Raw genomic sequence first — 23,754 nt, forward strand, 5'->3', positions numbered from 1 at the left:
AGCTTCAGGCCGGCCGAGGGCAGGGCGGCAAGGAGGAACCATGCGCCAGGCTTCGCTTCGGGCCGACATCCTGTGTCTTGTCACCGCGCTTATCTGGGGCTTTGCCTTCGTGGCCCAGCGGATGGGCATGGACCATATCGGCCCCATGGCCTTCAACGGCATCCGCTTTGCCCTGGGAGCCATGGTGCTTGCCCCCTTGGCCATCCGCTCCCTGCGCTATCCGCCGCCGGCCCCGTTTTTGCCCGGGGCCAAGGACGGCTTTCCCTGGCTCGGCGGGTTGGTGGCCGGCGGGGTGCTCTTTGCCGGCGCGACCCTGCAGCAGGTGGGGATGCTCTACACCACCGCCGGTAAAGCCGGCTTCATTACCGGGCTGTATGTGGTGCTGGTGCCGCTTTTGGGCCTCTTTTTTGGCCAGAAGGCGGCCCGGGGCGACGTCCTCGGGGCGGTGGCCGCCGCCGTGGGCCTGTATTTCCTGTCCGTCACCGAGGATTTCACCCTGGCCCCGGGCGACGGCCTGGAACTTGTCGGCGCGGTGTTCTGGGCCGCCCATGTGCTGGTCATCGGCTGGCTTTCTCCGCGCACCCGGGCGCTGCCCCTGGCCTTGGCCCAGTATGCCGTGTGCTCAATCCTCAGCCTGACGGCGGCGGTGATCTTCGAGGACACCACCTGGGCCGGCGTGGCCGGCGCGGGCTGGGCCATCCTCTATGGCGGCGTGCTGTCCGTGGGCGTGGCCTATACCCTGCAGGTGGTGGCCCAGCGCGACGCCAACCCGACCCATGCCGCCGTACTGCTCAGCTTCGAGACCGTGTTCGCGGCCGTGGGCGGGGCGCTGTTTCTGGACGAGAGCCTGGGCGGACGCGGGCTTTTTGGCTGCTGCCTGATGTTCGCCGGCATGTTGGCCGCTCAGCTGTGGCCGCGCAAGCCGGCTTCGACGTAGGATAAAGGATACTCTTTCCATAAAAAAAGCCCGGCCGAAACCGGGCTTTTTTCGTGGGCGAGCAGCGTCCGCCTACTGGCAGAGCTTTTCCTTTTTGACGCTTTCGAGGAGTTCGCAGTCGCCCAGCGAACAGGCCTTCTGGTAGTCCTGGCACATGGGGCCGTACTGTTTGAGCCGCAGGTAGGTGAACCCCCGGCCCTTGTAGTAATCGGCTTCGGTGGGGCCAAGGCTGATGGCCTTGTTGAAATCCTCCACGGCCTGCTGGTACTTATCGGACCGGGCGCGGCTCAATCCCCGCATGGAATAGGCCAGGGCGAAGCTGGGGTTTTTCTCGATGGCCTTGGTATAGTCGTCGATGGCCTTGGGATACTGGGCCAGATAGTAGTGGGCGTGGCCCCGGCTGGCGAAGAAATCGGCCCGGTTGGGATTGAGCTTGATGGCCTTGTCAAAGAATTCGATGGCCTTTTGGAACTTGTTTTGCTTGCCGAATTCGATACCTTTTTCAAAGGCCGCTTCGGCGTCGGCGGAGTCCCGGCTTTCGGGCAGAGATGGGGTCGGATCGGCTGGTTCGGGCGCGCGGGCCGTTTTGGCCGGAACCCGTTCGGGCGCGGCTTCGGGTTCGGCTTCGGGCAGGCCCCGCCCGGGCAATTCGGCTTCGGCCGCCTTGGCCGCCGCCGCCGCCGGAATGGTCAGCTTCTGGCCGGCGTGGAGCTTCTTGCCCATGTCGGGGTTGAGCCGGGCCAATTCCTTGACGCTGATGCGGTAGCTTTTGGCCACGGAATCGGGCGTCTCGTTTTTGCGCACGGTGTGGCTGATGGTGGCGTCGTGGGGTTCAGTGGCCTTGGCCGATTTGGCAGCAGGTTTTTCGGCCGGTTCGGGCTTGGCGTGATCGGCCTTGGCCGGCGCGCCGCCCGGCAGGGTCAGCACGTCGCCGATCATCATTTTGGTGGGCTTGAGATTCTTGTTGGCCTTTAAAAGCTCGTCCACGCTGACGCCATGCTTGGCGGCGATGCTCCCCAAGCTGTCGCCTTTCTTGACGGTGTAGCTGCCGCCGTGGCCCGATGCGGCAGGAGCTGGGGCGCTTGCGCTGGAACTTGTGGTGGCGGATTTTTTTTCTCTTTCCCGATCCCGGGCTTCGGCGGCGCGTTCCTTGGGCGAGGTCGGCTCGGCTTTCGCCTTGTCCTTGTGGGCAGGCTCTTTTTCCGGGGCTTTCTTGTCGGCCTTGGCCGGAGCGGAGCCGCCGGGGATGGTCAGGCTGTCGCCGATGAGCATTTTGTTGGGCTTGAGGTTCTTGTTGGCCTTGAGCAGCTCGTCCACGGAAATGTTATGCTTTTTGGCGATGGACTGCGGCGTGTCCCCGGCCTGGACGGTATAGGCGTCCGCCTGGAAGGGGAGGCTTGCCACGGCCAGGCCCAGGCAGAAGAAGGCGGAAAGGAAGGCTGGAATTCGAGGCATGGCACCACCTTGGTACGATCTAATGGGTCATGGAGTCATCGAAGGTGAACAAGTTTGAAGTGTTCGTTCTAGACTACCTCGGCCCAAGGGGCAACGTTTTTCCAAATACGAAAGATTACAGGAAAATGAAAATATTGTTCATGTTTGCCGGGCCGGTCCATGGCCGGCCGCACGCGCTGCCCACCGCTGCAGACTGCCGCCCTTGGGAGGGGATATGGGCATGAAACGCCCGAGTCTGGCCGTGTCGCTCGTCACCTACACTTACAACGACCACGCCTTGGCGGCCGGACTTCTGGCCGAGGCCGGGTCCTGGCGGGGCCTGCCCCGGGAATGCGTGGTGGTGGACGACGGCTCGGCCGTGCCCTTTGCCGCGCCGGACACGGTCCCGGCTCCACGGGTGTTGCGCCTGTCGCCGAACCAGGGGCCGGCCAGGGCCAAGGCCGCCGGCATGGGCGCGTGCGGGAGCCGGTTCGTGCTGTCCCTGGACGCCGACATCCGCCTGCCGTCGGACTGGCTGGTCCGCTGCCTGCCCGAGGCGGCCCGGCCCGAGGTCGGCATCGTGGCCACGCCCATCGTCAACGACGCCGGAGAGGGCCTTTTGGCCGACTACCAGAAACTGCGCTACAGCCTGGCCAACGGCTTTTCCGGCGAGGCCCAGGTCGCGCCGGCCGGGGTGTGGCTCATGCGCCGCGAGGTCTGGCAGCGCCACGGCTTCCACGACTATGCCGGCCGGCTCCATGAAGACGTGCATTTCAGCCGCACCCTGCGCGCCGCCGGCCTGTCCCTGCGCATCCTGCCCGGGCCGCCGGCCCGGCAGATACGGCGGCTGTCCCGCACCACCATGGCCCGGCGCGGCTGGACCTGGCAGGGGCCGGAATTCCTGGAGGCGGCCAAGGCCAATCCCATTGATCCGGCCAACGCCCTGCTTGTGGCCGTGGGCCGGCGCATGGAGCGCCACCGGGCCGTCAATCCCGCCTTCCTCTATTACGACTGCCTGTATCTGGCCCACGCCCTGGTCGAAATCCTGGCCCGGGCCGGTTATAGCAACGCGGCGGCGGCCCTGCCGGCGGCCCTGGCCGGGGCGTTGCCCGAACCCCTGGCCGGGGCGTATTTGCTGGCCGATCTGGCTCGCCTGGGGCACGAGACGGCCTCGTTCGCAGGGGCCGGACAGGCTGCCCCCCTGGTGGCCGCCCTGGCCCAGGCGCTGGCTTCCTTGCTGCCGCCCGACGCCCCGGCGGCCCTGGCCGCCGCCGTGCCCGAGCTGGCCGCCGAGGACGTCCGGGAGGATTGGGATTTTTCCTTCTACGACGCCCTGCCGTCTGCGGCGAAATAAGGCCCGGCCGCAGCATGGGGCGATGCCGGGCCGGAGTGTTACGGGAACGCCCCGGCCCGGCCCGGACCGTGCGTACAGGCCAAGGACACCGACGCGACCTCGTGTCGGGTCCACGAAAAGCGCATAAAGCGTTTCGTTGATAATGTATTGAAAAAGCTTTTTTTTCTTAAAAATACGATCGTATTTTTAAGGGACGCTCCGCTAGACCGTGATGACCTGCTTGCCGACCATGGTTCCGCTGCGCTGGCGGATATGGGCCTGGCGCACGGACTCGGCCGTAAGGCCCTCGATGGTCAGGGCCAGGGTGGGGCGCAGGCGTCCGGCGTCGAGGAGTCCGGCTATCTGCTCCAAAATTTCCCCCTGGCGGGCCATGTCCGGGGTGGCGAACATCGAACGGGCGAACATGAACTCCCAGCACAGGCGCACGGCTTTCTGCTTGAACACCGTGATGTCCAGCGGCCCGGACGGGTCGTCGATGAGGCAGACCGAGCCTTGGGGCGCGACGACCCGGGCCATGGCCGTCCAATGCTCCTCCATGTGGGTGCTGCAGTAGATCGCGTCGAAATCGCCCAGCCCGGCCGCCTCGGCCTCGGCTGCCAGATCGCCCCGGCCAAGGACGTTTTTTGCCCCGATCTCCAGGCACCAGGCGGCTGACTCCGGCCGGCCGGCCGTGGCCGTGACGTCAAGGCCGGCCCAGGCGGCCAGTTGGACGACCATGGACCCGACCCCGCCGGCCCCGCCGACGACCAGCAGGCTGCGGCCGGCGTTGGCCCCCTGTGCCGGGGTGAACCCCAGCCGGTCGAACAACCCTTCCCAGGCCGTGAGGCCGGTCAGCGGCAGGGCGGCGGCTTGGGCCGGGGACAGGCTTGCCGGGGCCGGGGCGACGAGACGGGCGTCCACGGCCTGATAGGCGGCGTTGCAGCCGTCGCGGGTGATGGAGCCGGCGTAGTAGACGGCCTGGCCCGGCGCAAAACGGCCGGCCTTGGCGCCCACGGCCTCCACCAAGCCCTGGGCGTCCCAGCCCAGAATCCGTTCCTGGCCAGGGGCCAGCCGATCAAAGACCTTGGTGTCCACGGGGTTTACGCCCACGGCTTGCAGGCGCACGACAATGTCGTGCTCTCGGGGTTCTGGCTCGGGCAGTTCCTTTTCCGTAAAGGCCTGGGGCGCGTCGGGATCGAGGCCGCCCGTGGCGATGATGGCTTTCATGGGTGCTCCTTGGGCTTCGGGAACAGGGAGGGCCGTCATGGCGGCCGGTCCCGGATTTGACGCCAGCATGCCACAAATGGCCGGGCGGAGGAACGGATTTGGGGGGGAGGGCCCGAACCTGCGGGCGCATGTCCGCTCCGTTCTTGCAGGCCGGTTCCTGGTCATGCCCGGTTGCCGTCGCGACATTTTCGCTGATGGCGCATTGACTTGTTCCCGGGAAACCGCAATAAGCTCAAGCATATCTCCCTGTCTGGAGGCGCGCATGGGCACAAGCGACGGACGGCTCGGGGCTGTGGCCAATTTTTTCATCAAGCACGCGCTGGCGATTTTCCTGGTCGCCACCCTGGTCTGTTTGCTGCTGGTCGCTTCGCTGACGAGCGTGCTGAAGCCCCATGTGGTCGGGGCGTGGCTGCTTGTCGGCATCCTCACCTCGCTGCTGTTTTCCGGCGTGGCCCTGGTGGTGGTGCTGGCCATGGCCGCCGTGGACAAGGCGCGCCACCTGAAGCTCATCACCTACCAGGACAAGCAAAGCCTGGCCCTGCGGGAGCGCTTTGAACTGGAAAAAATCGGCGCGGCCGAGCTCTATTCGCCCTATTTCCGGGTCCATGAGGGGAAAACCTTCGTCAAATGCGAGCTCACCGGCCCGGGCTCCATCTTTCTTCAGGATTCGAGCACGCTGGAAGAGTGTTCCTTCCACCTGTGCGACATCGTGGTGGTGGCCGCCGACGAGCGGGTGAACACGGCGGCCTATTTTCAGCGCTCGACCTTCACCGGCTGCCGCTTCGTCAATCTCGTCATCTACATGACAGAGGCCATGTCCGCCGGAGCCCTAGGCGGGCGCTGCGGCGTGGAGACCGGCGATTTGTGCGTGCTTGGCCGAAAGGCGGGATGACCATGTCCTTGCCGCTGTCCCTGTAGCCCTGATCCTCTTGCACCGCGCAACGTGGGAGAGACCATGAAACGCAACACCGCTTCCGCCTTCGCCGCCGTCCTTGGGCTGCTGGCCCTGGCCGCCCTTTCGGGATGCAGCGAACTGGCGCTGCTTGATCCCAAGGGGCCTATCGGCGAGGCCGAGCGACGGCTTATCTTTATCGCCTTCGGGCTCATGCTCATCGTGGTCATCCCGGTCATCGTCATGGCCGTGTGGTTTCCCTACAAGTACCGGGAATCCAACACCGCAGCCGAGTACGCGCCCAAGTGGAGTCATTCGGGCAAGATCGAGCTGGTCATGTGGCTGATCCCCCTGGTCATCGTCATCCTGCTCTCCACGTTGCTGTGGATCGAGACCCACCGCCTGGACCCCTACAAGCCCCTGGCCGCACCGGACAAGCAACTGCCTGTCGAGGTGGTGAGCCTCGATTGGAAATGGCTGTTCATCTATCCGCGGCAGGGCGTGGCCGTGGTCAACGAGCTGGTCTTTCCGGCCGGGATGCCCCTGGCCTTTGACATCACCTCCGACACGGTCATGACCTCGTTTTTCATCCCGCGCCTGGGCAGCCAGATCTACGCCATGGGCGGCATGCGCACGAAGCTCCATCTGCTGGCCGATACGGAAGGGGACTACGTCGGCCAGAACCAGCAATTCAGTGGCGCGGGCTACCCGGACATGTTTTTCCCGGCCCGGGCCGTCTCCCAGACGGCGTTCGACGCCTGGCTGCAAAAGGTCAAAGCCTCGCCCGAGACCCTGGACATGGCCCGGTTCGACGAACTGCGCAAACCCGGCGTCGCGGCCGGCCCGGTCTATTTCTCCAAGGTCGAGCCGGGCATCTTCGAGGCCATCCTTGGCAAATACGACCCCATGACCAAGCAGGGTTCGCCCCAGCCGGCAAGCCATGGCGGCCACGGCGGCTCCGGCGGCCATGGCGGACAAGGCGGGCACGGCAGCCAAACCGGCCATCAGGGACACGGCCAATAGGCCAGGAGGACCAGTCACATGTTCGGAAAACTCACCCTCGCCGCCGTCCCCTACCATGATCCCATCGTCATGGGCGCGGTGGTCGGTTCGCTTTTAGGCGCGCTGGCCGTCCTGGGGCTCATCACCTACCTGAAGAAATGGCCGTACCTCTGGTGCGAGTGGCTCACCAGCGTGGACCACAAGAAAATCGGCATCATGTACATCATCCTCTCGCTCATCATGCTGCTGCGCGGCTTTTCCGACGCCATCATGATGCGGGCCCAGCAGGCCATGGCCGTGGGCGCGTCCCCGGGCTTTTTGCCGCCCGACCATTTCAATCAGGTGTTTTCGGCCCACGGCACCATCATGATCCTTTTCATGGCCATGCCGTTTCTCTCGGGCCTCATGAACATCATCATCCCCCAGCAGATCGGCGCGCGCGACGTGGCCTTTCCATTTCTCAACGCCGTCAGCCTGTGGCTGTCCGTGGCCGGGGCGCTTTTGGTCATGGTCTCCCTGGGCGTGGGCGAATTCTCCAAGGCCGGCTGGTCGGGCTATACGCCCTTAACCGAACTGGCCTACAGCCCGGACACTGGCGTGGACTACTGGCTGTGGTCGATCCAGATATCGGGCGTCGGCACGCTTTTAACCGGCATCAACTTCCTGGTGACCATCATCAAGATGCGCGCTCCGGGCATGACGCTCATGCGCATGCCGCTTTTCACCTGGACAGCGCTTCTCACCAACATCCTGATTATCTTCGCCTTCCCCATGCTCACCGCCGCGCTCCTCATGCTGTCCCTGGACCGGTATCTCGGCATGCACTTTTTCACCAACGATTTTGGCGGCAACACGATGATGTACATCAACCTCTTCTGGACCTGGGGCCATCCGGAAGTCTACATCGTCATCCTGCCGGCCTTTGGCATCTACTCCGAAGTGGTGGCCACCTTCTCCAGAAAGCGCATCTTCGGCTACACCTCCCTGGTCTACGCCACGGCCGTCATCATGTTCCTGTCGTTCGCCGTCTGGGCCCACCATTTCTTCACCATGGGCACCAGCGCCAACGTCAACATCTTCTTCGGCATCTCCACCATGGTCATCGCCATCCCCACGGGCGTGAAAGTCTTTAACTGGCTTTTCACCATGTACAAGGGCCGGGTGCGCATGACCACGCCCATGCTCTGGACCATCGGTTTTCTGACCACCTTTGTGCTGGGCGGGCTGACTGGCGTGCTCATGTCCATCCCGCCGGCCGACTACGTGCTCCACAACAGCCTGTTTCTCATCGCCCACTTCCACAACATGCTGATTCCCGGGACGCTTTTCGGCTTCCTGGCCGGCTTTGCCTACTGGTTCCCCAAGGCCACGGGCTTCAAATTGGACGAAACCTGGGGCAAGCGGTCGTTTTGGTGCTGGCTCATCGGCTTCTACATGTCCTTCGTGCCGCTCTACGTGTTGGGCTTCATGGGCATGCCCAGGCGGATGCAGCACTATGACAACCCGGCCTGGCAACTGCCGCTGATTATCGCCGCCGTGGGCACGCTGATTATCGCCGCCGGCGTCGGCTGCATGCTCATGCAGCTGTTCGTGAGCTTCATGAACCGCAAGGCCAACGCCGACACCACCGGCGACCCCTGGGACGGCCGCACCCTGGAATGGGCCACGGCCTCGCCCCCGGCCGTGTACAACTTCGCCGTCATCCCCGAGGTGCATGACATCGACGCCTTCTGGGACATGAAGGAGCGCGGGGTGGCCTATGCCCGCCCCGATCATTACGAGGACATCGTCATGCCCAAAAACTCCTGGCACGGCTTTGTCCTGGGCGTGGTCGCCTTTGTCTTCGGCTTCGCCGTCATCTGGCATATCTGGTGGCTGGCGGTGGTGACGACCCTGGGCATGATCGCCGTGGTCACGGCCCGGGGCTGCGCCGACGACCTGTTCATGGTCATCCCGGCCGCGGAAGTGGCCCGCATCGAGGACGCGCGTGTGCGGCCGGCGCTGCCGGGAACGGCCGGCTCATAAAGACCCAAGCCAACGGCCCCAAGCCTTGTTGGAGGAACGCATGACGACAGCGCAAATGGCCCATCTCTCCGGCGCGCCCGGCCACGAGGTCCACGGCGGCCCCGGAAGCCACGGCAGCCATGACATGGGCGAGATCCAGGCCTTCGGGTTCTGGCTCTACCTGATGAGCGACCTCATCGTCTTCTCGGCGCTTTTCGCCACCTACGTGGTCATGGCCCACAACTACGCCGGCGGGCCCACGCCCAAGGACCTCTTCGAGCTGCCGGCCGTGCTCGTGGAAACCATGCTGCTTTTGACCAGCAGCGCGGCCTACGGTCTGGCCATGGTCGCCATGCACAAGGGCGACCTGCGCTCCCTGCGCCTGGGGCTTGTGGCCGCCTTCGCCCTGGGCCTGGGGTTCCTGGGCATGGAGCTGGCCGAGTTCCATCATCTTATCAGCATCGGGGCCGGGCCGGACCGCAGCGGTTTTCTCTCGGCCTTTTTCACCCTGGTCGGCACCCACGGCCTGCACGTGACCTTTGGCCTGCTGTGGATTGTGGTCATGCTGGCCCAGCTTTCGTCCAAGGGCCTCACCGCCCCGGTCAAGGGGCGGCTTACCCGCCTGGGCATGTTCTGGCATTTTCTCGACATCGTCTGGATCGGGGTTTTCACCGTCGTCTACCTGCTGGGGGTCGTGCAATGAGCCGTTCGCCAACCGACAACGCCGGCGCGGCCGTGGGCACGGTCAAGTCCTACGCCGTGGGTTTCGCCGCTTCCGTCGTCCTTACCCTGGTTGCCTTTGGCTTGGTCATGGGCGGGGCCTTGCCGCGCCTGCCGTTGATCCTGGCCCTTTTCGCCCTGGCCGTGATCCAGCTTTTCGTGCAGCTGCGCTATTTCCTGCACGTGGACCGGTCGTCGGCCATGTACTGGAACCTGATGGCGCTGCTTTTTACCTTCTTCCTCATGTTCCTGTTCATCGGCGGTTCCATCTGGATCATGTACGGCCTGCACGAGCGGATGTAAGCGGAGGCGGGGTGGGTTTTCGGGATTTTGTCGGCGTGGCCAAGCCGTGGCTGGCGGCGGCCAATCTGGTCACGGCCGGGGCCGGGTTTTTCCTGGGCTGCGGCGGGGCCGTGGTTTGGGGAACGTTTTTCGCGGCCCTGGCCGGCATCGGGCTGGTGGTGGCCTCGGGTTGCGTCGCCAACAACGGCATCGACAGCCGCCTGGACCGGGCCATGGCCCGCACGCGCGGCCGGGCCATGGCCGCCGGCCGGATGCCCCTTTGGGTCGGCCTGGCCTACGCCGCCGTCCTTGGCCTTTTCGGCACGGCCGTGTTGGCCGTCTGGACGACGCCGACAACGGTGGCCGTCACCCTGGGCGGCTTCGTGGTCTATGTCGGGGTCTACAGCGCCTGGCTCAAGCGCCGCTCGCCGGCCAGCACCGTGGTCGGCAGTCTGGCCGGCGCGGCCCCGCCGCTCGCCGCCTACTGCGCTGCCGGGGGAGACTTGGACCTTGGCGCGGCCATGGTGCTGACCCTTTTTTGCCTGTGGCAGGTTCCCCATTCCTACGCCGTGACCCTGCACCGCTTCGACGACTACGCCGCCGCCGGCCTGCCGGTGCTGCCGGTCAAACAAGGCTTTGACGCCACGCGCCGCCACATCGTCTGGCACATCGCCGCCTTTGTGCTGGCCGCCGTGCTGCTGGGCGTGTTCGGCTACGCCGGCCAGGCCTATTTGGCCGTGGCTACGGTCTCGGGCGCCTGCTGGCTGGCCGTGGCCCTGCACGGCTACAGCGCCGCCCGGGCCCGGGGCTGGGGCCGGCGGGTCTATCTGGCGTCCATCGTGGTGGTCTGCCTGCTGGCCCTGGCCCTGGCCCTGGACCCGGCCAAGCGCGGCGGGGCGCTCGACGCTCCGGCCGAGGCCCCGACCGCCCAAAGCTGATCGCCTCTTGACGGTCCGCCCGTCCCGGCGCTAGAGAGAAATCGCCGCAATCATCCGTTTCGCGTGACTGGCGAGAACAGTGGGTCACCACGAGGAAGCGCGAAACCTGCCATAGCCGCTCGCCTGGGCTGCGTCGTACCGACGCCAACCTTCCCGACCAGGAGGAGCCCATGCGCGCGTTCTTCGATCTGCTTGCCGCCACCGATCCCGAAGTGTTCGCCACCTTAGCCGGCGAGGAAAACCGCCAACGCTCAGGCATCGAACTCATTCCGTCCGAGAACTACACCTATCCCGAAGTGCTGGCCGCCCTGGGCAGCGTGTTCACCAACAAGTATTCCGAAGGCTACCCCGGCCGGCGCTACTACGGCGGCCAGGAATTCACGGACCAGATCGAGAATCTGGCCCGGCAGCGGGCTTGCGCGGTCTTTGGCTGCGAACACGCCAACGTCCAGCCCCTGTCCGGCTCGCCCATGAACCAGGCCGTGTACCTCGGGCTGCTGGAGCCGGGCGACACGATTCTCGCCATGGACCTGTCCCACGGCGGCCATCTCACCCACGGCGCGCCGGTCTCTCACATGGGGCGGCTTTTCAACTTCGTGCGCTACAAGACCAATCCCGGCGACGGGGCCATCGACTTCGACGTGGTGCGCGCCCTGGCCCGGGAGCATAAGCCCAGGCTGGTGCTGTGCGGCTACACTTCCTACCCCCGCGACCTCGACTACGCGGCGTTTAAAGCCATCGCCGACGAGGTCGGGGCCTACACCATGTGCGACGCCTCGCACTATGCCGGACTGGTGGCCGGCGGCGTCATGCGCAATCCCTTTGACGCCGGATTCGACGTGGTGACCACCACCTCCCATAAATCCCTGCGCGGCCCACGCGGCGGCATGATCCTGTGCCGCAAGGCCCTCGCTCCGGCCATCGACAAATCGGTCTTCCCGGGCTTGCAGGGCGGACCGCACATGAACGTCATCGCCGGCATCGCCATTACGCTCGGCAAGGCGCTGGCCCCGGAGTTCAAGGTTTACGCCTCCCAGGTGCTGGCCAACGCCCGCCGTCTGGGCACGGAGCTGGCCGGGCGCGGCGTGTCGCTTGTTACCGGCGGCACGGACAACCACATGCTGGTGGCCAACACCCAGGCGAGCTTTGGCCTGGACGGCCGCACGGCCGAGGAATTGCTCGACGAGGCCGGGCTGACCACCAACAAGCAGATCATCCCCGACGATCCCAACCCGCCGCTGCGGCCCTCGGGCATCCGCCTGGGCACGCCGGCGGCCACCACCCGTGGCATGGGCGAGGCGGAGATGGTCAAGCTCGCCGGCTGGATCGCCGAGGTGCTGGCCAGTCCGTCCGACGCGGCCAAGCGCGCCGCCGTACGGGCGGAAGTGGCGGAAATGTGCGGGCGGTTCCCGGTGCCGGGGCTGGAGTAGGGGAGAGAGCGAAATAATGGCAGCGGGCGAGGCCGGAGTCTCGCCCGCTGACGGCTGCGCGGCCGTGTCCGAAGCCGTGTCGTCGGGCGCGGGTGTTAGCCGAAGTCCTCGGGGTATTCCCCGTACTTGAAGGCGCGGTACCAGAGATCCCGGAGCTGCGGGGTGACGATTGCCAAGGCTCCCAGGATGTTCCTGGCGAATTCGACGCTGCCCAGGCCGCTGGCCGTGGTCACATGGCCGTCGGTGACGGCCATCTCGTCCACGTAGTCCTTGTCCCCTTGATAACCGGGAACGTGTTCCCGAAGATATTTCAAGGCATTGGACGTGTGTTTTTTGCCCTGCAGCACGCCGGCCTTGGCGAAAACGGTCGTGGCCGCGCAGATCGCGGCCAGGGGCACGGCCTGGCGGTCAAGAGCCTGGAGCAGGGCGTGGAGGGCCTCGGCCGGGTAGGCCTGCTCCCACAGCGTACCGCCCGGAAGGATAAAAAGCCGCACATCGTCGGGGACGACGGCGGCCAAGGTCGTGTCCGGGGTGACCGTCAACCCGCCCATGGAAACGACCGGGGCGTCGGTGAACCCGACGGTCGCCACCGGCAGGTTGCCGATACGGCGCAGTTCGGCCAGCACATAGCCGATTTCCCAATCGGCGTAGCCGTCGAAAAGCAGGACATGGGCCTTTTGCATGGTCTGTTTCCTGTTGGCGCGCCGCGCTACGATGCTTGGCGCGGCTTGGCCAGGACGCCCAGGTTCGAAAGCGCCGCCACCACTTCGGCCAACGGCAAGCCGACGACATTGGTATACGAACCGCAAATGGCGGTGACAAAGGCCGCCGCGCCGCCCTGGATGGCGTAAGAGCCGGCCTTGTCCATGGGTTCGCCGGTGGCGACGTAGGCCGCGAGCCGGTCTTCCGCCACCACGCCCATGGTCACCTCGGTGGCGACCGTGAAAATCACGGGTTCCCGGCCGGGGGCGAAGAGGGCACAGCCGGTCACCACCTGATGGCTGCGACCGGAGAGCAGCCGCAACATGCGCAGGGCGTCGGCGGCGTCGGCCGGTTTGCCGAGGATGGTCTCGCCCACGGCCACCACGGAATCCGCGCCAAGGACCACGGCCGTGGGGTGCATCTGGGCCACGGCGGCGGCCTTGAGCCGGGCCATGCGGGCGGCGTAGGCGGCGGGATGTTCGTTCACGTCCGGGTCCGGCTCCTGGGCCGGGCTGACGACGATGTCAAAGGGAACACCGGCCAGGGCCAGCAGTTCGCGGCGGCGCGGCGAGGCCGAGGCCAGAATCAGTCTTGTGTGCGTAACGCTCATATCCCTCTAGAATCCCATAATTTTTAAACGAACACCCAACGAACCCCCGGCAACAACAGGAACATTCCCCTTTCCCCAGGTGGGGTTTCCAAAGGGGCTCAGCCCCTTTGGCCGCCGGAGGCCTCTTCCCCTTACTTCCTCTCTCAACCCACTTTAAACTTTGGCGTTTCGGTGTTCCAGTCCTGGGTGACGGGCCGGCCGCGTTTGTAGCGGAAGTCGCACAGCGGATCGCCCTGGGCGATGGTGTGTTGGCGCGACAGTCCCGTGCCCTGGGCGCGGGAGGCCAGGAAGTCGTTTAAGCAGTAGTAGGGCGCGACTTCGGCCACGCCTTGGGCCTTGAAGTATTTGCAGGCGCCGCATTCGAGGTAGTCATAGCCGACGTCGAAGGTTTTGTCCGGGGCGACGTAGCGCACGACCCAGTCGCCGGGCAGCAGGCGTTTCTGGGTGGTTTCGGCCCACAGCTTGATGGATTCCTGCGCGGCCGGGGTAAAAAGGGCCGCGCCCATGGCTTGGGCCTTGGCCGGCGGCACGCTGGCCCAGTCGGCGGCGTAGAGGTCGTAGAGCAGCCGGCCGGAATCCTTGGCGGTCATGCCTTTTTCGCGCATGGCCTGGCACAGGGCGGCGAGCCAGCCGGCCATGGTGATAAACGGCTGGTTGCGGTTGGCCGTGCCGCCCAGGTCGGGCAGGGTGGGCAGCAGCAGTTCGAAGCGTCGCAGGGCGTCGTCGGCGGCGGCCTTGGCCGTTGGGGCGGGGATGCGGGCGGCCATCCATTTTTCCGCGCCGCCGCACACGCCCTTGAAGTCGGCGATAAATTTCGCCTTGTTGGCCATGTAGTAGCCGGGTTCGGGCGTGGCCGGGGCCGGGCCTGGGGGTGTTTTGGGCGCGGCTTTGGGGTCGGCCGGGTGTTCTTTCTTGGCGGCGGCCCAGGCGGCGCACGGGGTCAGCAGGGTACAAGCCCCGACAAGGCCGGCCTTGAGCACGGCGCGGCGGGAGAGGCCGGCCGCTTCCTGGGTATGGGAGGCGAAAGGATGGTGCAGCATGGTCCCGATTCCTGTTGCCGGTTGGGTGAAGGTCCAAGGACCGAAGAAGGGCAGGGCGCTGGTGTTGTCTCTGAAAAATTGTGGGAAAGGGTTCCGGGGAACACCCTTTATGAAGGAATGTTCCCCGGATGTTACGCCTTGACCTTCATCTCGCCGAGCAGCGCGGCCTTGAGGGTCTCGTCCAGGCCCGGATGGGGGAAGACCAGGGCCTGCGCCTGCTCGCGCGTCCAGGCCTGGGCCACCATGACCGTGGCCAGGGTGCCCATGGTGGACGCGCCGTGGCCCACGGCCGTGATGCCGGCCACCTTGCCGTCCTTCCAGACCACCCGGGCAAAGCCGGCCGTGTCGGCGTGGGCCTGAGCGATGGGGTTGGCCACGAAGGCCGCCTCGGAGATCGTGTCCCCGGGCGCGGCGATGGCCCCCACCCGCATGATCTCGGGCGACCCGTAATAGCAGCCGGGGATGGGACCCGGCGCATAGGGGCCGGACTCCAGGCCGGCGGCGTGGCGGGCGGCGTAGACGCCCTGGCTTTCGGCGGCATGGGCCAGCAGCACCCGGCCGTTGCAGTCGCCCACGGCATAGATGCCGGGCGCGGTTTGCAAGGTGTCGTCGGTGCGCAACCAGGCCCGGTTGGGATTGTCGTCGGCGAACATGGCCCCGCATTCGGCCAGCCCCGGCACGATGGTGGCGGCGAAGCGGCCGATGGCGATAAGCGCCTTGTCGGCCACGACGGTCTCGCCGCCGGCCAGGGTCAGTCTGGCCCGGCCGTTCTCGTCGGTGACCAGGCTTTCCACCTTGACCCCGGGCCGGGCGTCGATGCCGGCGCGGCGCATCACCTGGGCCACGACCTTGGACACGTCCGGGTCCTCGGCCGGGGCCAGGCGCGGCGCGGCGTCGACCAGGGTCACCTTGGTTCCCAGGCGGTGGTAGATGGTGGCGATTTCCAGGCCGATGGCCCCGGCCCCGACAATGACGAAGCTCGCCGGGGCGGCCTCGAAGTCCAGCACCGGCGCGACGCCGAGCACGGCCTTGCCGTCGGGCTTGACCCCGGGGAAGGCGGCCGGCCGCGATCCCAGGGCCAGGATCAGGCTGTCAAACGGGATGTGTTCCACGCTCCCGCCGCTCGACACCTCGGCCGAACCGGTGGCCACGGCGGTGAGGTTGCCCGTCACCAGCCGCACGCCGAGCTTTTTAAGGTGCGCGGCCATGGCGTTGTGGGTGGCTGCCAGGAGCTTTTTCTTCTTGGCCTGGACAGCGGCCAGATCGGGCGTGACCGTGCCCGAGGCCAGCTTCTGCTTGGCCTGGGCGGTCAGGCACTCCACGGCCAGGGTGGCGGCCAGCAGATGCTTGGTGGGGATGCAGCCCCAGTTGAGGCAGGCCCCGCCGAGCTTGCCGCGCTCAATAAGCGTCACGTCAAGCCCGGCGGCCGCGCCGGCCAGGGCGGCCTCGTAGCCGCCGGGGCCGGCCCCGACCACCACCAGCCGCTTGCTAGAGGTCATCGGTGATCTCCATGGCCCGGGCGGCGTAGGTCTCGTCCAGCCGGCCCACGGGCAGGCTGGTCGGGCAGGCGCGCACGGCCTCGGGATCGGTCTCGGCCTGGGCCAGGATGTCCAGCAGATCGGCCACGAACTGGTCCAGGGTGTCCTTGCTCTCGGTTTCGGTGGGCTCAAACATGAGCGCTTCCTTGACGATGAGCGGGAAGTAGATGGTGGGCGCGTGGTAGCCCTTGTCCAGGAGCGCCTTGGCGATGTCCAGGGCGCGCACGTTTTTCTCGGCCGCCAGCTTCGCGGCCGAGGCCACGAATTCGTGCATGCAGATGCGGTTGTACGGCACCTCGATGGCCTCGGCCAGCCGGGCGCGCAGGTAGTTGGCGGCCAGCACCGCCGACTCGGACACGCGAATCAGCCCCTCGCGACCCAGGCGCAGGATGTAGGCGTAGGCTTTGAGCACCACTCCGAAGTTGCCGTAAAACGGGGCCACGTAGCCGATGGACTTGGGATGGTCGTAGCTGAGGGAGAACCGGCCGGCCTCGTCCTTTTGCACCCGCGAGATGGGGAGGTACGGAATCAGGCGTTCGGACACGCCCACCGGACCGGAACCCGGGCCGCCGCCGCCGTGGGGCGTGGCAAAGGTCTTGTGCAGGTTGAGGTGGACCACGTCGAAGCCGGCGTCGCCCACGCGCAGTTTGCCGAGGATGGCGTTGAGGTTGGCTCCGTCGTAGTACAAAAGCGCGTCCACCTTGCGGCAAAGGGCCACGATCTCGGGCAGATGGCGCTCGAAAAGCCCCAGGGTGTTGGGCACGGTCATCATGACCCCGGCGGTCTCGTCGTCGATGACGGCGGCCAGGGCGGCCGGGTCGATGATGCCGTCTTTCGATTCGATGGTGACGACCTCGAAGCCGGCGATGGCGGCCGAAGCCGGGTTGGTGCCGTGGGCCGAATCCGGGCAGATGATCTTGGTCTTCTTGTGGCCCTTGTCGGCGTGGTAGGCGGCCATCATGAGCGCGCCGGTCAGTTCGCCGTGGGCCCCGGCCATGGGGTGCAGGGTGAAGGCGGCCATGCCGGTGATCTCGCACAGGCAGCGCTCGGTCTCGTGCATGACCTCCAGGCAGCCGGCCGACATGTCGCCGCCGCCCGGGAGCTGGGGCGTGAGCGGATGCAGGCGGGCAAAGCCGGGCAGGGCGGCCACTTCTTCGGTGAACTTGGGGTTGTACTTCATGGTGCACGACCCCAGCGGATAGAAGTTGGAGTCCACGCCGTAGTTCTTGCGCGACAAGGCGGTGAAGTGGCGCACCACGTCGAGTTCGGACAGGGACGGCAGGCCGGCGTCGCCCTCGCGCAGCAGATGTTGGGGGATGAAGTCGATGGGCGCGGTCTTGGGTTCGTCGGGCCAAACGCCTTCGCGGCCGGGCACGGATTTGGAAAAGACGGTGCTCATAAGGCGTTCTCCAGCCGCCGGGCCAGGCGGTCGATGTCGGCGCGGTCGTGCTTTTCGGTGCAGCAGATAAGCAGCGCGTTGGAAAGCCCCGGGTAGTAGCGGCCCAGGGGGAAGCCCGGCACGATGCCGCCGTCCATGAGGCTTCGCACCGCCTGTTTGGCGTTAATGGGCAGCACGACCACGAATTCGTTGCCAAAGGGCGCTTCGTTTAAAAGCTGGACGCCGGGGATGGAACTGAGCTTCCAGGCGGCGTAGTTGGCGTTTTCGATGGACCGGGCGGCCTGGCGGGTGAGGCCCTCGTTGCCGGTGAGGCACAGGTTAATAAGCGCGCGCAGGGCGCACAGGGCCTGGTTGGAGCAGATGTTGGACGTGGCCTTCTGGCGGCGGATGTGCTGCTCGCGGGCCTGCAGGGTCAGCACGTAGCCGGTACGGCCGGCGGCGTCCTTGGTGCGGCCGGCGATGCGGCCGGGCATCTGGCGCACGAGGCTTTTCTTGCAGGTCATGATGCCGAGGTAGGGGCCGCCAAAGGACAGCGGCAGGCCCAGGCTCTGGCCTTCGGCCGTGGCGATGTCCGCGCCCATGGCTCCGGGGGTTTTGAGCACCGTCTGGAGCACCGGGTAGCAGGAGATGACCGACACCGCGCCCTTTTCCCGGGCGTGGTCGAACAGGGCGGTGAAGTCCTGGACGCTGCCGAAGAAGTTGGGATTTTGCACGACGATGGCGGCGGTGTCGCCGTCCACGGCGGCGGTCAGGGCCTCGAAGTCGTCCAGGCCGTTTTTATGGGGCACGACGACCAGATCGAGGTGGAGATTTTTGGTGTAAGTGGCCAGCACGATGCGGTAGATGGGGCTGATCGTTTCGCTGACCACGGCCTTTTTGCGCCGGGTATGGCGCACGGCCATCATCAGGGCCTCGTAGAGGGCGGTGCCGCCGTCGTAGACGCCGGCGTTGGAGCACTCCATGTCCATGAGCCGGCACACCGCGGTCTGGTACTCGAAGATGGCTTGCAGCGTCCCCTGGGAGGCCTCGGGCTGGTAGGGCGTGTAGGCGGTGTAGAATTCCCCGCGCGACAGCAGCAGGTCCGAGGCGGCCGGGACGTAGTGGTCATAGAAGCCGCCGCCGAGAAAGCTCGTCAGATCGATACGGTTTTTGGCCGAGAGCTTTTCCATGGCGGCGCGCACGGCCATTTCCGTGGCTCCCTTGGGCAGATCGAAGCTCCGGGGACGCAGCGCGGCCGGGATTTCGGCAAACAGGGCCTCGACGTCGGGCGCGCCGACGGCGTCGAGCATTTCCCGGATTTCCGCCGGGGTGTGGGGGATATAGGGCATGGGGCGCTCCGGTGTTAGTGGTCGGCCTTGGCCAGTTCCTCGTACTCCTCGGGCGACAGCAGGCCGGCGGGCTCGTCGGTGAGGCGCACACGGATCAGCCAGCCTTCGCCGTAAGGATCGGAATTGACCTTTTCGGGAGCGCTTTCCAGCTCCTCGTTGACCTCGATGACCTCGCCGCTGACCGGGCTGTAGAGTTCGCTGGCCGCCTTGACGGATTCCACGGAACCCATTTCCCGGCCGGCTTCGACGGTGTCGCCCACGGCCGGCAGCTCCACGAAGGTGATGTCGCCGAGTTGTTCCTGGGCGAAGTCGGTGATGCCGACCACCGCGATTTCGTCCTCGACGCGAGCCCATTCATGGGACTTGGAATAGAGTAGATCCTTTTGCATGGCGCTTCTCCCTGGCGTGATGATCGGTCTTAGGCCCGCCCGCGACAGGCCGCGACGGGCTGGCCGTCAAATAGCGCGTTGACAGGCCTGGGGCAAGCGGCGTCGGGCGAATGCTTCGGTTTGCTGCCGAAGAATCGTCGGTCGTGCCCCGGGTTGCGCATTTTCGTGAATCACGGTAACACGGAAGATGCGTCATGGCGCGTTTTTGACTTGTAAGGAAGCTCATTCGTGAACCGAATTGCCGTCCCAGGACCGATTTTGCCCCAATGGGCCGCCGCGCCCCAATGGGTGGACGGCCGCATGCGTCTGCCGCTTGCCGGCCGCGAATACGTGCTGCGGCGCGAGGCGGACATGGAGTCGCTGTGGGAAGGCCTGGGCCAGGACGGCTTTGGAGCCGACGAGCGCATGCCCTACTGGGCCGAGCTGTGGCCGGCCAGCCTGCTTTTGGCCGCCTGGCTGGAGGCCCGGCCGGAGGAATTGGCCGGCCGGCGCTGCCTGGACCTTGGCTGCGGCATGGGGCTTTCGGCCATGGCCGGGGCGGCGGCCGGGGCACGGGTGCTGGGCGTGGACCACCAGCCGGCGGCCGTGGCCCATGGCTTGCGAAATGCCCGGGAAAATGGCCTGCCGGCGGCCTTTGCCGTCATGGATTGGCGCGCCCCGGCCCTGGCCGAGGGCATGTTCGATCTGCTGTGGGGCAGCGACATTTTATACGAGACGCGGTTTTACGAGCCGCTGACCGCGATTTTTCGCTCCTGCTTGGCTCCGGGCGGCCGCGTCGTGCTGGCCGAACCCTGGCGCGAGGTGTCGCGGGGCGTGTGGGACAGGCTTGCCGCCGACGGCTTTGCCGTCGCCCGGCTGCATGAGGAATCGGTGGCCGTGGCCTCTTGCCGCAGCACCATCAGCCTCTACGAGATCAGACCCTAATGTTGGGGCCTTACAAAAACGCCAGCTTTTTTTAAGAACACATAATTCTTCAACGATGGTGTCCTCGAAGACACGGCACCAGGAGAGGGCGCATGGGACAGACCATCCGCTTCGGCGTGTCGCTCAATTCCGAACTTCTGGAGAAGTTCGACGCACTGTGCGACGAAAAGAGCTATCAAACCCGTTCCGAAGCCATCCGCGACCTCATCCGGGGCGTTTTGGTGCAAAAGGAATGGGAGCAATCGGACAAGGAAGTGGCCGGCGTGCTGACGCTGGTCTACGACCACCACACTTCCGATCTGGCCCAACGGCTCATCGAGACCCAGCACGAGCAGCACGACGTGATCCTGTCGTCCATGCACGTGCATCTCGACCACCACAACTGTCTGGAAGCGCTGGTGCTCAAGGGGCCGGGCGAGGCCGTGCAGCGGCTGTCGCAAAAGCTCATCTCCACGCGCGGCGTTAAGTACGGCAAGCTGACCCTGGCCACCACCGGCCAGGAGATCGTCTAGCGCCGCGTTCGCATAACCGCTTGCGGCGTATCGTGGGAAACAGGCTGACGCCATTGTTGCCCTTGGCAATGCCGTCGTATTTTACAGCGACGCAACATCATGGCGTTCCCTGCCGGCTTTGTTCCCCGGCCGCTGCCCTGCGGGGCCGGGCAGCCCGCCTCCGGCTTTACAGGGGCGTCCGCCCGGCGTAGGAAACGCCTCCCCTCGCCCGCCGCCGCCGCGCCCAGGCAGGGGACATCCATCCCGGAGTTACGCCATCATGGCCATGCAAGACGTGCAAAGCGGACCCCCCGAGGTCCCCATCGACCTCGACAGAGTCGGCATCAAGAATTTCCGTCTGCCGCTTCTGGTGCGCGACCGCACGCGCGGCCGCCAGCATACCGTGGCCGACGTGGAGCTGTCCGTGGACCTGCCGGCCCAGTTCAAGGGCACCCACATGAGCCGGTTCGTCGAGGCCCTGTCCGGTTTTGCCGGCGAGCTCGACCTCGTCACCTTCAAGGCCCTGCTCGAAGACGTGCGCGCCCGCCTGGAAGCCCAAAACGCCCACATGACCTTGCGTTTTCCCTATTTCCTGTCCAAGGCCTCGCCGGCCACCGGGGCCAGCGCGCTGGTGGACTACGCCTGCCTGGTCTCCGGGGAGTTCGAGGGCGACAAGTTTCGCCTGACGCTGGGCGTGGACGTGCCGGTCATGACCGTGTGCCCATGTTCCCTGGCCATTTCCGATCAGGGGGCGCACAGCCAGCGGGCGGTCATCTCCATCCGCTGCCGGTTTTCCGGCCTGCTGTGGCTGGAGGAGCTTATCGAGACGGCCGAGGCGGCCGGCTCGTCGCCGGTCTACGCCCTGTTAAAACGCGAGGACGAAAAGCACGTCACCGAACAGGCCTTCGCCAACCCGACCTTTGTCGAGGACGTGGCCCGCCAGGTGGCCCGTTCCTTGCGGGAGCATCCCAAGGTGACGTGGTTTCGGGTGGAAGTGGAGAGCTTCGAGTCCATCCACAACCACAGCGCCTTTGCCGGGATTGAGGGGCGCAACGCCCGGTAGTTGTTATCGGATAGGAAATATCCGGACAATTGGCGCGAGGCGCGTAATGGCGCTTGCCGGCCGGCCGGGCGACAGGATATGCAATTCTCTATGGGCGGTCAGGAAGCGCTTGCGGCCAACTGCGAGCAGATCATACAACTCGCTCCGGTTTCGATCATGCACATCGACGCCGAGGGCGTCATTACGTTCGTCAACGACTGGCACTTGGTCAATTTTGCCCGGGGCAAGCGCGACCGCGATTTTTTTCTTGGCCGAAAGCTCAAGGATTTGCCCGGGATCACCAGCTCCTCCATGGGCGGGGAGATCGACCGCATCCTGTCCGGCGAAACCGTCCATCTTGAGGCCGTCTACGTTGACGCCTGCAGCGGCGGCCAGTCCGCCTACCAGAACATCCGGGGCATTCCGGTCATGGAAAGCGGCCGGGTCACCGGCGGCATCATCATCCGCGAGGACGTGACCAAAATCGTTTTGGCCCAACAGCTGCTTGCGGAAAACCAGGCCATCTTCAAGGCCCTGCTCGACGCCACCCTTGATTCCATCATCCTGTCCGACGTGGACGGCTACATTCTGGTGCTCAACGAGGAGGCGGCAAGGCGTCGGGGCCAGACCGTGGACGCGCTCATGGGCGCGAGCCTGTACCGCCACATGCCCTTGAAACAGGCCGCGACGCGGCGTGACAAGCTGCGCGAGGCCGTGGCCCGCAACGCCATCGTCGGGTATGAGGAGCGCTACGGCGAAACCTGCTATCAGGTGAGCATTTGCCCCATCGCCGACGCATCCGGCCAGGTGCTTTACGTGGCCAGCTATTCCCGGGACATCACAACGCTTAAGGAAACCGAACACCAGCTTCGCCGGGAACGGGAGCTGGCCTTTTCGGCCAGCCAGGCCAAGTCGCAGTTTCTCGGCAACATCACCCACGAGCTGCGCACGCCCTTAAACGGCATCATGGGGGCCGCCCAGTTGGCACTGCAGGAAGCGGCCGGGGGCGAGGAGCGGGAGCTGTGGGAGATCGTCGAGGACTCGGGCAAGCGGCTTTTGTCCATCGTCAACAACGTGCTGGAGCTGGCCGACATCGACGCGGCGGCCATCGAACCGGTGCTGGCCACCTTCTCCGTGGCCGAGGTGCTGGGGTCGCTTAGCCGCAGCTACGGCGTGCGGGCCAAGGTGCGCGACGTGCAGTTTCTCACGCGGCTTGATCCGCGCATTCCCGAACGGCTGGTGGGCGACGTGTTCCGGCTGCGCCAGATTTTGTCCAATCTGGTCGATAATGCGCTCAAATGCACCAAAAGCGGGACCATCGAGGTCCGGGCCAAGCTCATCCGTTCGGAGCGGCTCAAATTTTCGGCCCAGTACCGTACGCTGCTTTTCCAGGTGCGCGACACCGGCATCGGCATCGCCAAGGAACTGCACGGCAAGATTTTCGAGGATTTCGAGCTGGCCGAGCACTACCTGACCAAGCGGGTCAGCGGCGCCGGGCTGGGGCTGTCCATCGCCAAGCATCTGGTGCAGCTGCTTGGCGGGCGCATCTGGGTGAAAAGCGCGCCGGGCAAGGGCAGCACCTTTTATTTCGCGGCCCCGTTTTCCCTGCCGGATTTCGAGTGTCGGGACCAGTCCGTGGTCTACGTCAGCGAGGACCCGGTGTTTTCGCCCGAAGAGTATACGGTGCTGCTGGTCGAGGACGAGCGCATCAACCGCCTGACCACGGGCCGGGCGCTTTCGCGGCTCGGCTACAACGTGCTGGAGGCGATAAACGGCCAGGAGGCCTTGCAGACGTTGTCCCGGGAGCAGGCCGACATCATCCTTATGGATATCCAGATGCCGGTGATGGACGGCATCGAGTGCACCCACCACATCCGCCATGGCGAGGTGCCGGGGCTTTCCAAGCGCATCCCGGTGGTGGCCCTGACGGCCTATGCCAGCGAAAAGGACCGGGAGCGGTTCTTGCGCCTGGGCATGAACGATTATCTGGCCAAGCCGCATTCCATTGACCAACTGGCCGAGGTGCTGGAAGCCAACCTCAAGCAGGCGGGCCGGGCCTCGCCCCTGGGGCCGAGGCTGTAAGCGCGGGCTG

Annotated in this window: 22 protein-coding genes and 1 riboswitch; of the genes, 13 read left to right on the forward strand and 9 right to left on the reverse strand. The window is 65.8% G+C overall.

Annotated elements, in window-relative coordinates; genetic code table 11:
* The first annotated feature begins 40 nt into the window (after nt 1-40).
* Nucleotides 41-937 (forward strand): DMT family transporter, encoded by an 897-nt coding sequence (locus C3Y92_RS06255; protein ID WP_129350726.1) that lies wholly within the window; start codon nt 41-43, stop codon nt 935-937.
* A gap of 72 nt (nt 938-1,009) precedes the next feature.
* On the opposite strand, the gene C3Y92_RS06260 is transcribed toward C3Y92_RS06255, so the two are convergent.
* Nucleotides 1,010-2,392, reverse strand: a complete 1,383-nt coding sequence (locus tag C3Y92_RS06260; RefSeq protein ID WP_129350729.1) for a LysM peptidoglycan-binding domain-containing protein — start codon at nt 2,390-2,392, stop codon at nt 1,010-1,012.
* Nucleotides 2,393-2,612: 220 nt separating this feature from the next.
* On the opposite strand from C3Y92_RS06260, the gene C3Y92_RS06265 reads away from it, so the two are divergent.
* Complete coding sequence (locus C3Y92_RS06265) at nt 2,613-3,725, forward strand: glycosyltransferase family 2 protein (RefSeq protein WP_129350731.1); 1,113 nt, start codon at nt 2,613-2,615, stop codon at nt 3,723-3,725.
* 201 nt (nt 3,726-3,926) lie between these two features.
* On the opposite strand, the gene C3Y92_RS06270 is transcribed toward C3Y92_RS06265, so the two are convergent.
* Entirely contained in the window at nt 3,927-4,931 is a 1,005-nt protein-coding gene (locus C3Y92_RS06270) for a zinc-binding alcohol dehydrogenase family protein (protein ID WP_129350735.1), read from the reverse strand.
* A gap of 262 nt (nt 4,932-5,193) precedes the next feature.
* On the opposite strand from C3Y92_RS06270, the gene C3Y92_RS06275 reads away from it, so the two are divergent.
* The 7 genes from C3Y92_RS06275 to C3Y92_RS06305 all read left to right on the forward strand — a co-directional run bounded on the left by C3Y92_RS06275 (nt 5,194) and on the right by C3Y92_RS06305 (nt 12,199).
* On the forward strand, nt 5,194-5,823 hold the full coding sequence (locus C3Y92_RS06275; RefSeq protein ID WP_129350738.1) for a hypothetical protein: 630 nt from the start codon (nt 5,194-5,196) through the stop codon (nt 5,821-5,823).
* 63 nt (nt 5,824-5,886) lie between these two features.
* On the forward strand, nt 5,887-6,846 hold the full coding sequence (cyoA, locus tag C3Y92_RS06280) for a ubiquinol oxidase subunit II (protein WP_129350741.1): 960 nt from the start codon (nt 5,887-5,889) through the stop codon (nt 6,844-6,846).
* An 18-nt stretch (nt 6,847-6,864) separates the two neighbouring features.
* Entirely contained in the window at nt 6,865-8,850 is a 1,986-nt protein-coding gene (gene cyoB, locus C3Y92_RS06285) for a cytochrome o ubiquinol oxidase subunit I (RefSeq protein ID WP_129350744.1), read from the forward strand.
* A gap of 40 nt (nt 8,851-8,890) precedes the next feature.
* On the forward strand, nt 8,891-9,532 hold the full coding sequence (gene cyoC, locus C3Y92_RS06290; RefSeq protein ID WP_129350748.1) for a cytochrome o ubiquinol oxidase subunit III: 642 nt from the start codon (nt 8,891-8,893) through the stop codon (nt 9,530-9,532).
* Entirely contained in the window at nt 9,529-9,852 is a 324-nt protein-coding gene (gene cyoD, locus C3Y92_RS06295) for a cytochrome o ubiquinol oxidase subunit IV (RefSeq protein WP_129350751.1), read from the forward strand. Before cyoC ends, cyoD begins: the two co-directional genes overlap by 4 nt.
* 11 nt (nt 9,853-9,863) lie before the next feature.
* Nucleotides 9,864-10,769, forward strand: coding sequence for a heme o synthase (gene cyoE, locus C3Y92_RS06300; protein ID WP_129350754.1), 906 nt, complete (start codon nt 9,864-9,866; stop codon nt 10,767-10,769).
* A gap of 53 nt (nt 10,770-10,822) precedes the next feature.
* Nucleotides 10,823-10,905: riboswitch (ZMP/ZTP riboswitch) on the forward strand.
* 34 nt (nt 10,906-10,939) lie between these two features.
* A complete protein-coding gene (locus tag C3Y92_RS06305) occupies nt 10,940-12,199 on the forward strand; it encodes a serine hydroxymethyltransferase (protein WP_129350757.1) in 1,260 nt (419 codons plus the stop codon).
* 95 nt (nt 12,200-12,294) lie between these two features.
* Here the strand turns inward: C3Y92_RS06305 and C3Y92_RS06310 are convergent, their stop codons facing one another.
* From C3Y92_RS06310 to gcvH, 7 genes are all read right to left on the reverse strand, one after another.
* Nucleotides 12,295-12,882: a DJ-1/PfpI family protein gene (locus tag C3Y92_RS06310; RefSeq protein WP_129350760.1), complete on the reverse strand. Its 588-nt coding sequence runs from the start codon at nt 12,880-12,882 to the stop codon at nt 12,295-12,297.
* 26 nt (nt 12,883-12,908) lie between these two features.
* Nucleotides 12,909-13,511, reverse strand: a complete 603-nt coding sequence (locus C3Y92_RS06315) for a Maf family protein (protein WP_129350763.1) — start codon at nt 13,509-13,511, stop codon at nt 12,909-12,911.
* 143 nt (nt 13,512-13,654) lie between these two features.
* Nucleotides 13,655-14,551 (reverse strand): L-2-amino-thiazoline-4-carboxylic acid hydrolase, encoded by an 897-nt coding sequence (locus tag C3Y92_RS06320; RefSeq protein WP_129350766.1) that lies wholly within the window; start codon nt 14,549-14,551, stop codon nt 13,655-13,657.
* Nucleotides 14,552-14,682: 131 nt separating this feature from the next.
* On the reverse strand, nt 14,683-16,050 hold the full coding sequence (locus C3Y92_RS06325; protein WP_129350769.1) for a dihydrolipoyl dehydrogenase family protein: 1,368 nt from the start codon (nt 16,048-16,050) through the stop codon (nt 14,683-14,685).
* Nucleotides 16,040-17,488: an aminomethyl-transferring glycine dehydrogenase subunit GcvPB gene (gcvPB, locus tag C3Y92_RS06330; RefSeq protein ID WP_129350772.1), complete on the reverse strand. Its 1,449-nt coding sequence runs from the start codon at nt 17,486-17,488 to the stop codon at nt 16,040-16,042. The genes C3Y92_RS06325 and gcvPB overlap by 11 nt, the downstream gene beginning before the upstream one ends.
* A complete protein-coding gene (gene gcvPA, locus C3Y92_RS06335; RefSeq protein WP_129350775.1) occupies nt 17,485-18,816 on the reverse strand; it encodes an aminomethyl-transferring glycine dehydrogenase subunit GcvPA in 1,332 nt (443 codons plus the stop codon). Before gcvPA ends, gcvPB begins: the two co-directional genes overlap by 4 nt.
* Before the next feature lie 14 nt (nt 18,817-18,830).
* Complete coding sequence (gcvH, locus tag C3Y92_RS06340; RefSeq protein ID WP_129350778.1) at nt 18,831-19,205, reverse strand: glycine cleavage system protein GcvH; 375 nt, start codon at nt 19,203-19,205, stop codon at nt 18,831-18,833.
* 228 nt (nt 19,206-19,433) lie between these two features.
* Between gcvH and C3Y92_RS06345 the strand changes: the two genes are divergently transcribed.
* From C3Y92_RS06345 to C3Y92_RS06360, 4 genes are all read left to right on the forward strand, one after another.
* Entirely contained in the window at nt 19,434-20,129 is a 696-nt protein-coding gene (locus tag C3Y92_RS06345; RefSeq protein ID WP_129350781.1) for a class I SAM-dependent methyltransferase, read from the forward strand.
* 92 nt (nt 20,130-20,221) lie between these two features.
* Nucleotides 20,222-20,641, forward strand: a complete 420-nt coding sequence (nikR, locus tag C3Y92_RS06350) for a nickel-responsive transcriptional regulator NikR (protein WP_015861818.1) — start codon at nt 20,222-20,224, stop codon at nt 20,639-20,641.
* Between the two features lie 265 nt (nt 20,642-20,906).
* Complete coding sequence (folE2, locus tag C3Y92_RS06355) at nt 20,907-21,683, forward strand: GTP cyclohydrolase FolE2 (RefSeq protein ID WP_129355806.1); 777 nt, start codon at nt 20,907-20,909, stop codon at nt 21,681-21,683.
* 78 nt (nt 21,684-21,761) lie between these two features.
* On the forward strand, nt 21,762-23,744 hold the full coding sequence (locus C3Y92_RS06360; protein WP_235669630.1) for a PAS domain-containing sensor histidine kinase: 1,983 nt from the start codon (nt 21,762-21,764) through the stop codon (nt 23,742-23,744).
* Nucleotides 23,745-23,754: the final 10 nt, after the last annotated feature.

Origin of the sequence: Solidesulfovibrio carbinolicus, from assembly GCF_004135975.1 — a bacterium.
Taxonomy (GTDB): Bacteria; Desulfobacterota; Desulfovibrionia; order Desulfovibrionales; family Desulfovibrionaceae; genus Solidesulfovibrio; species Solidesulfovibrio carbinolicus.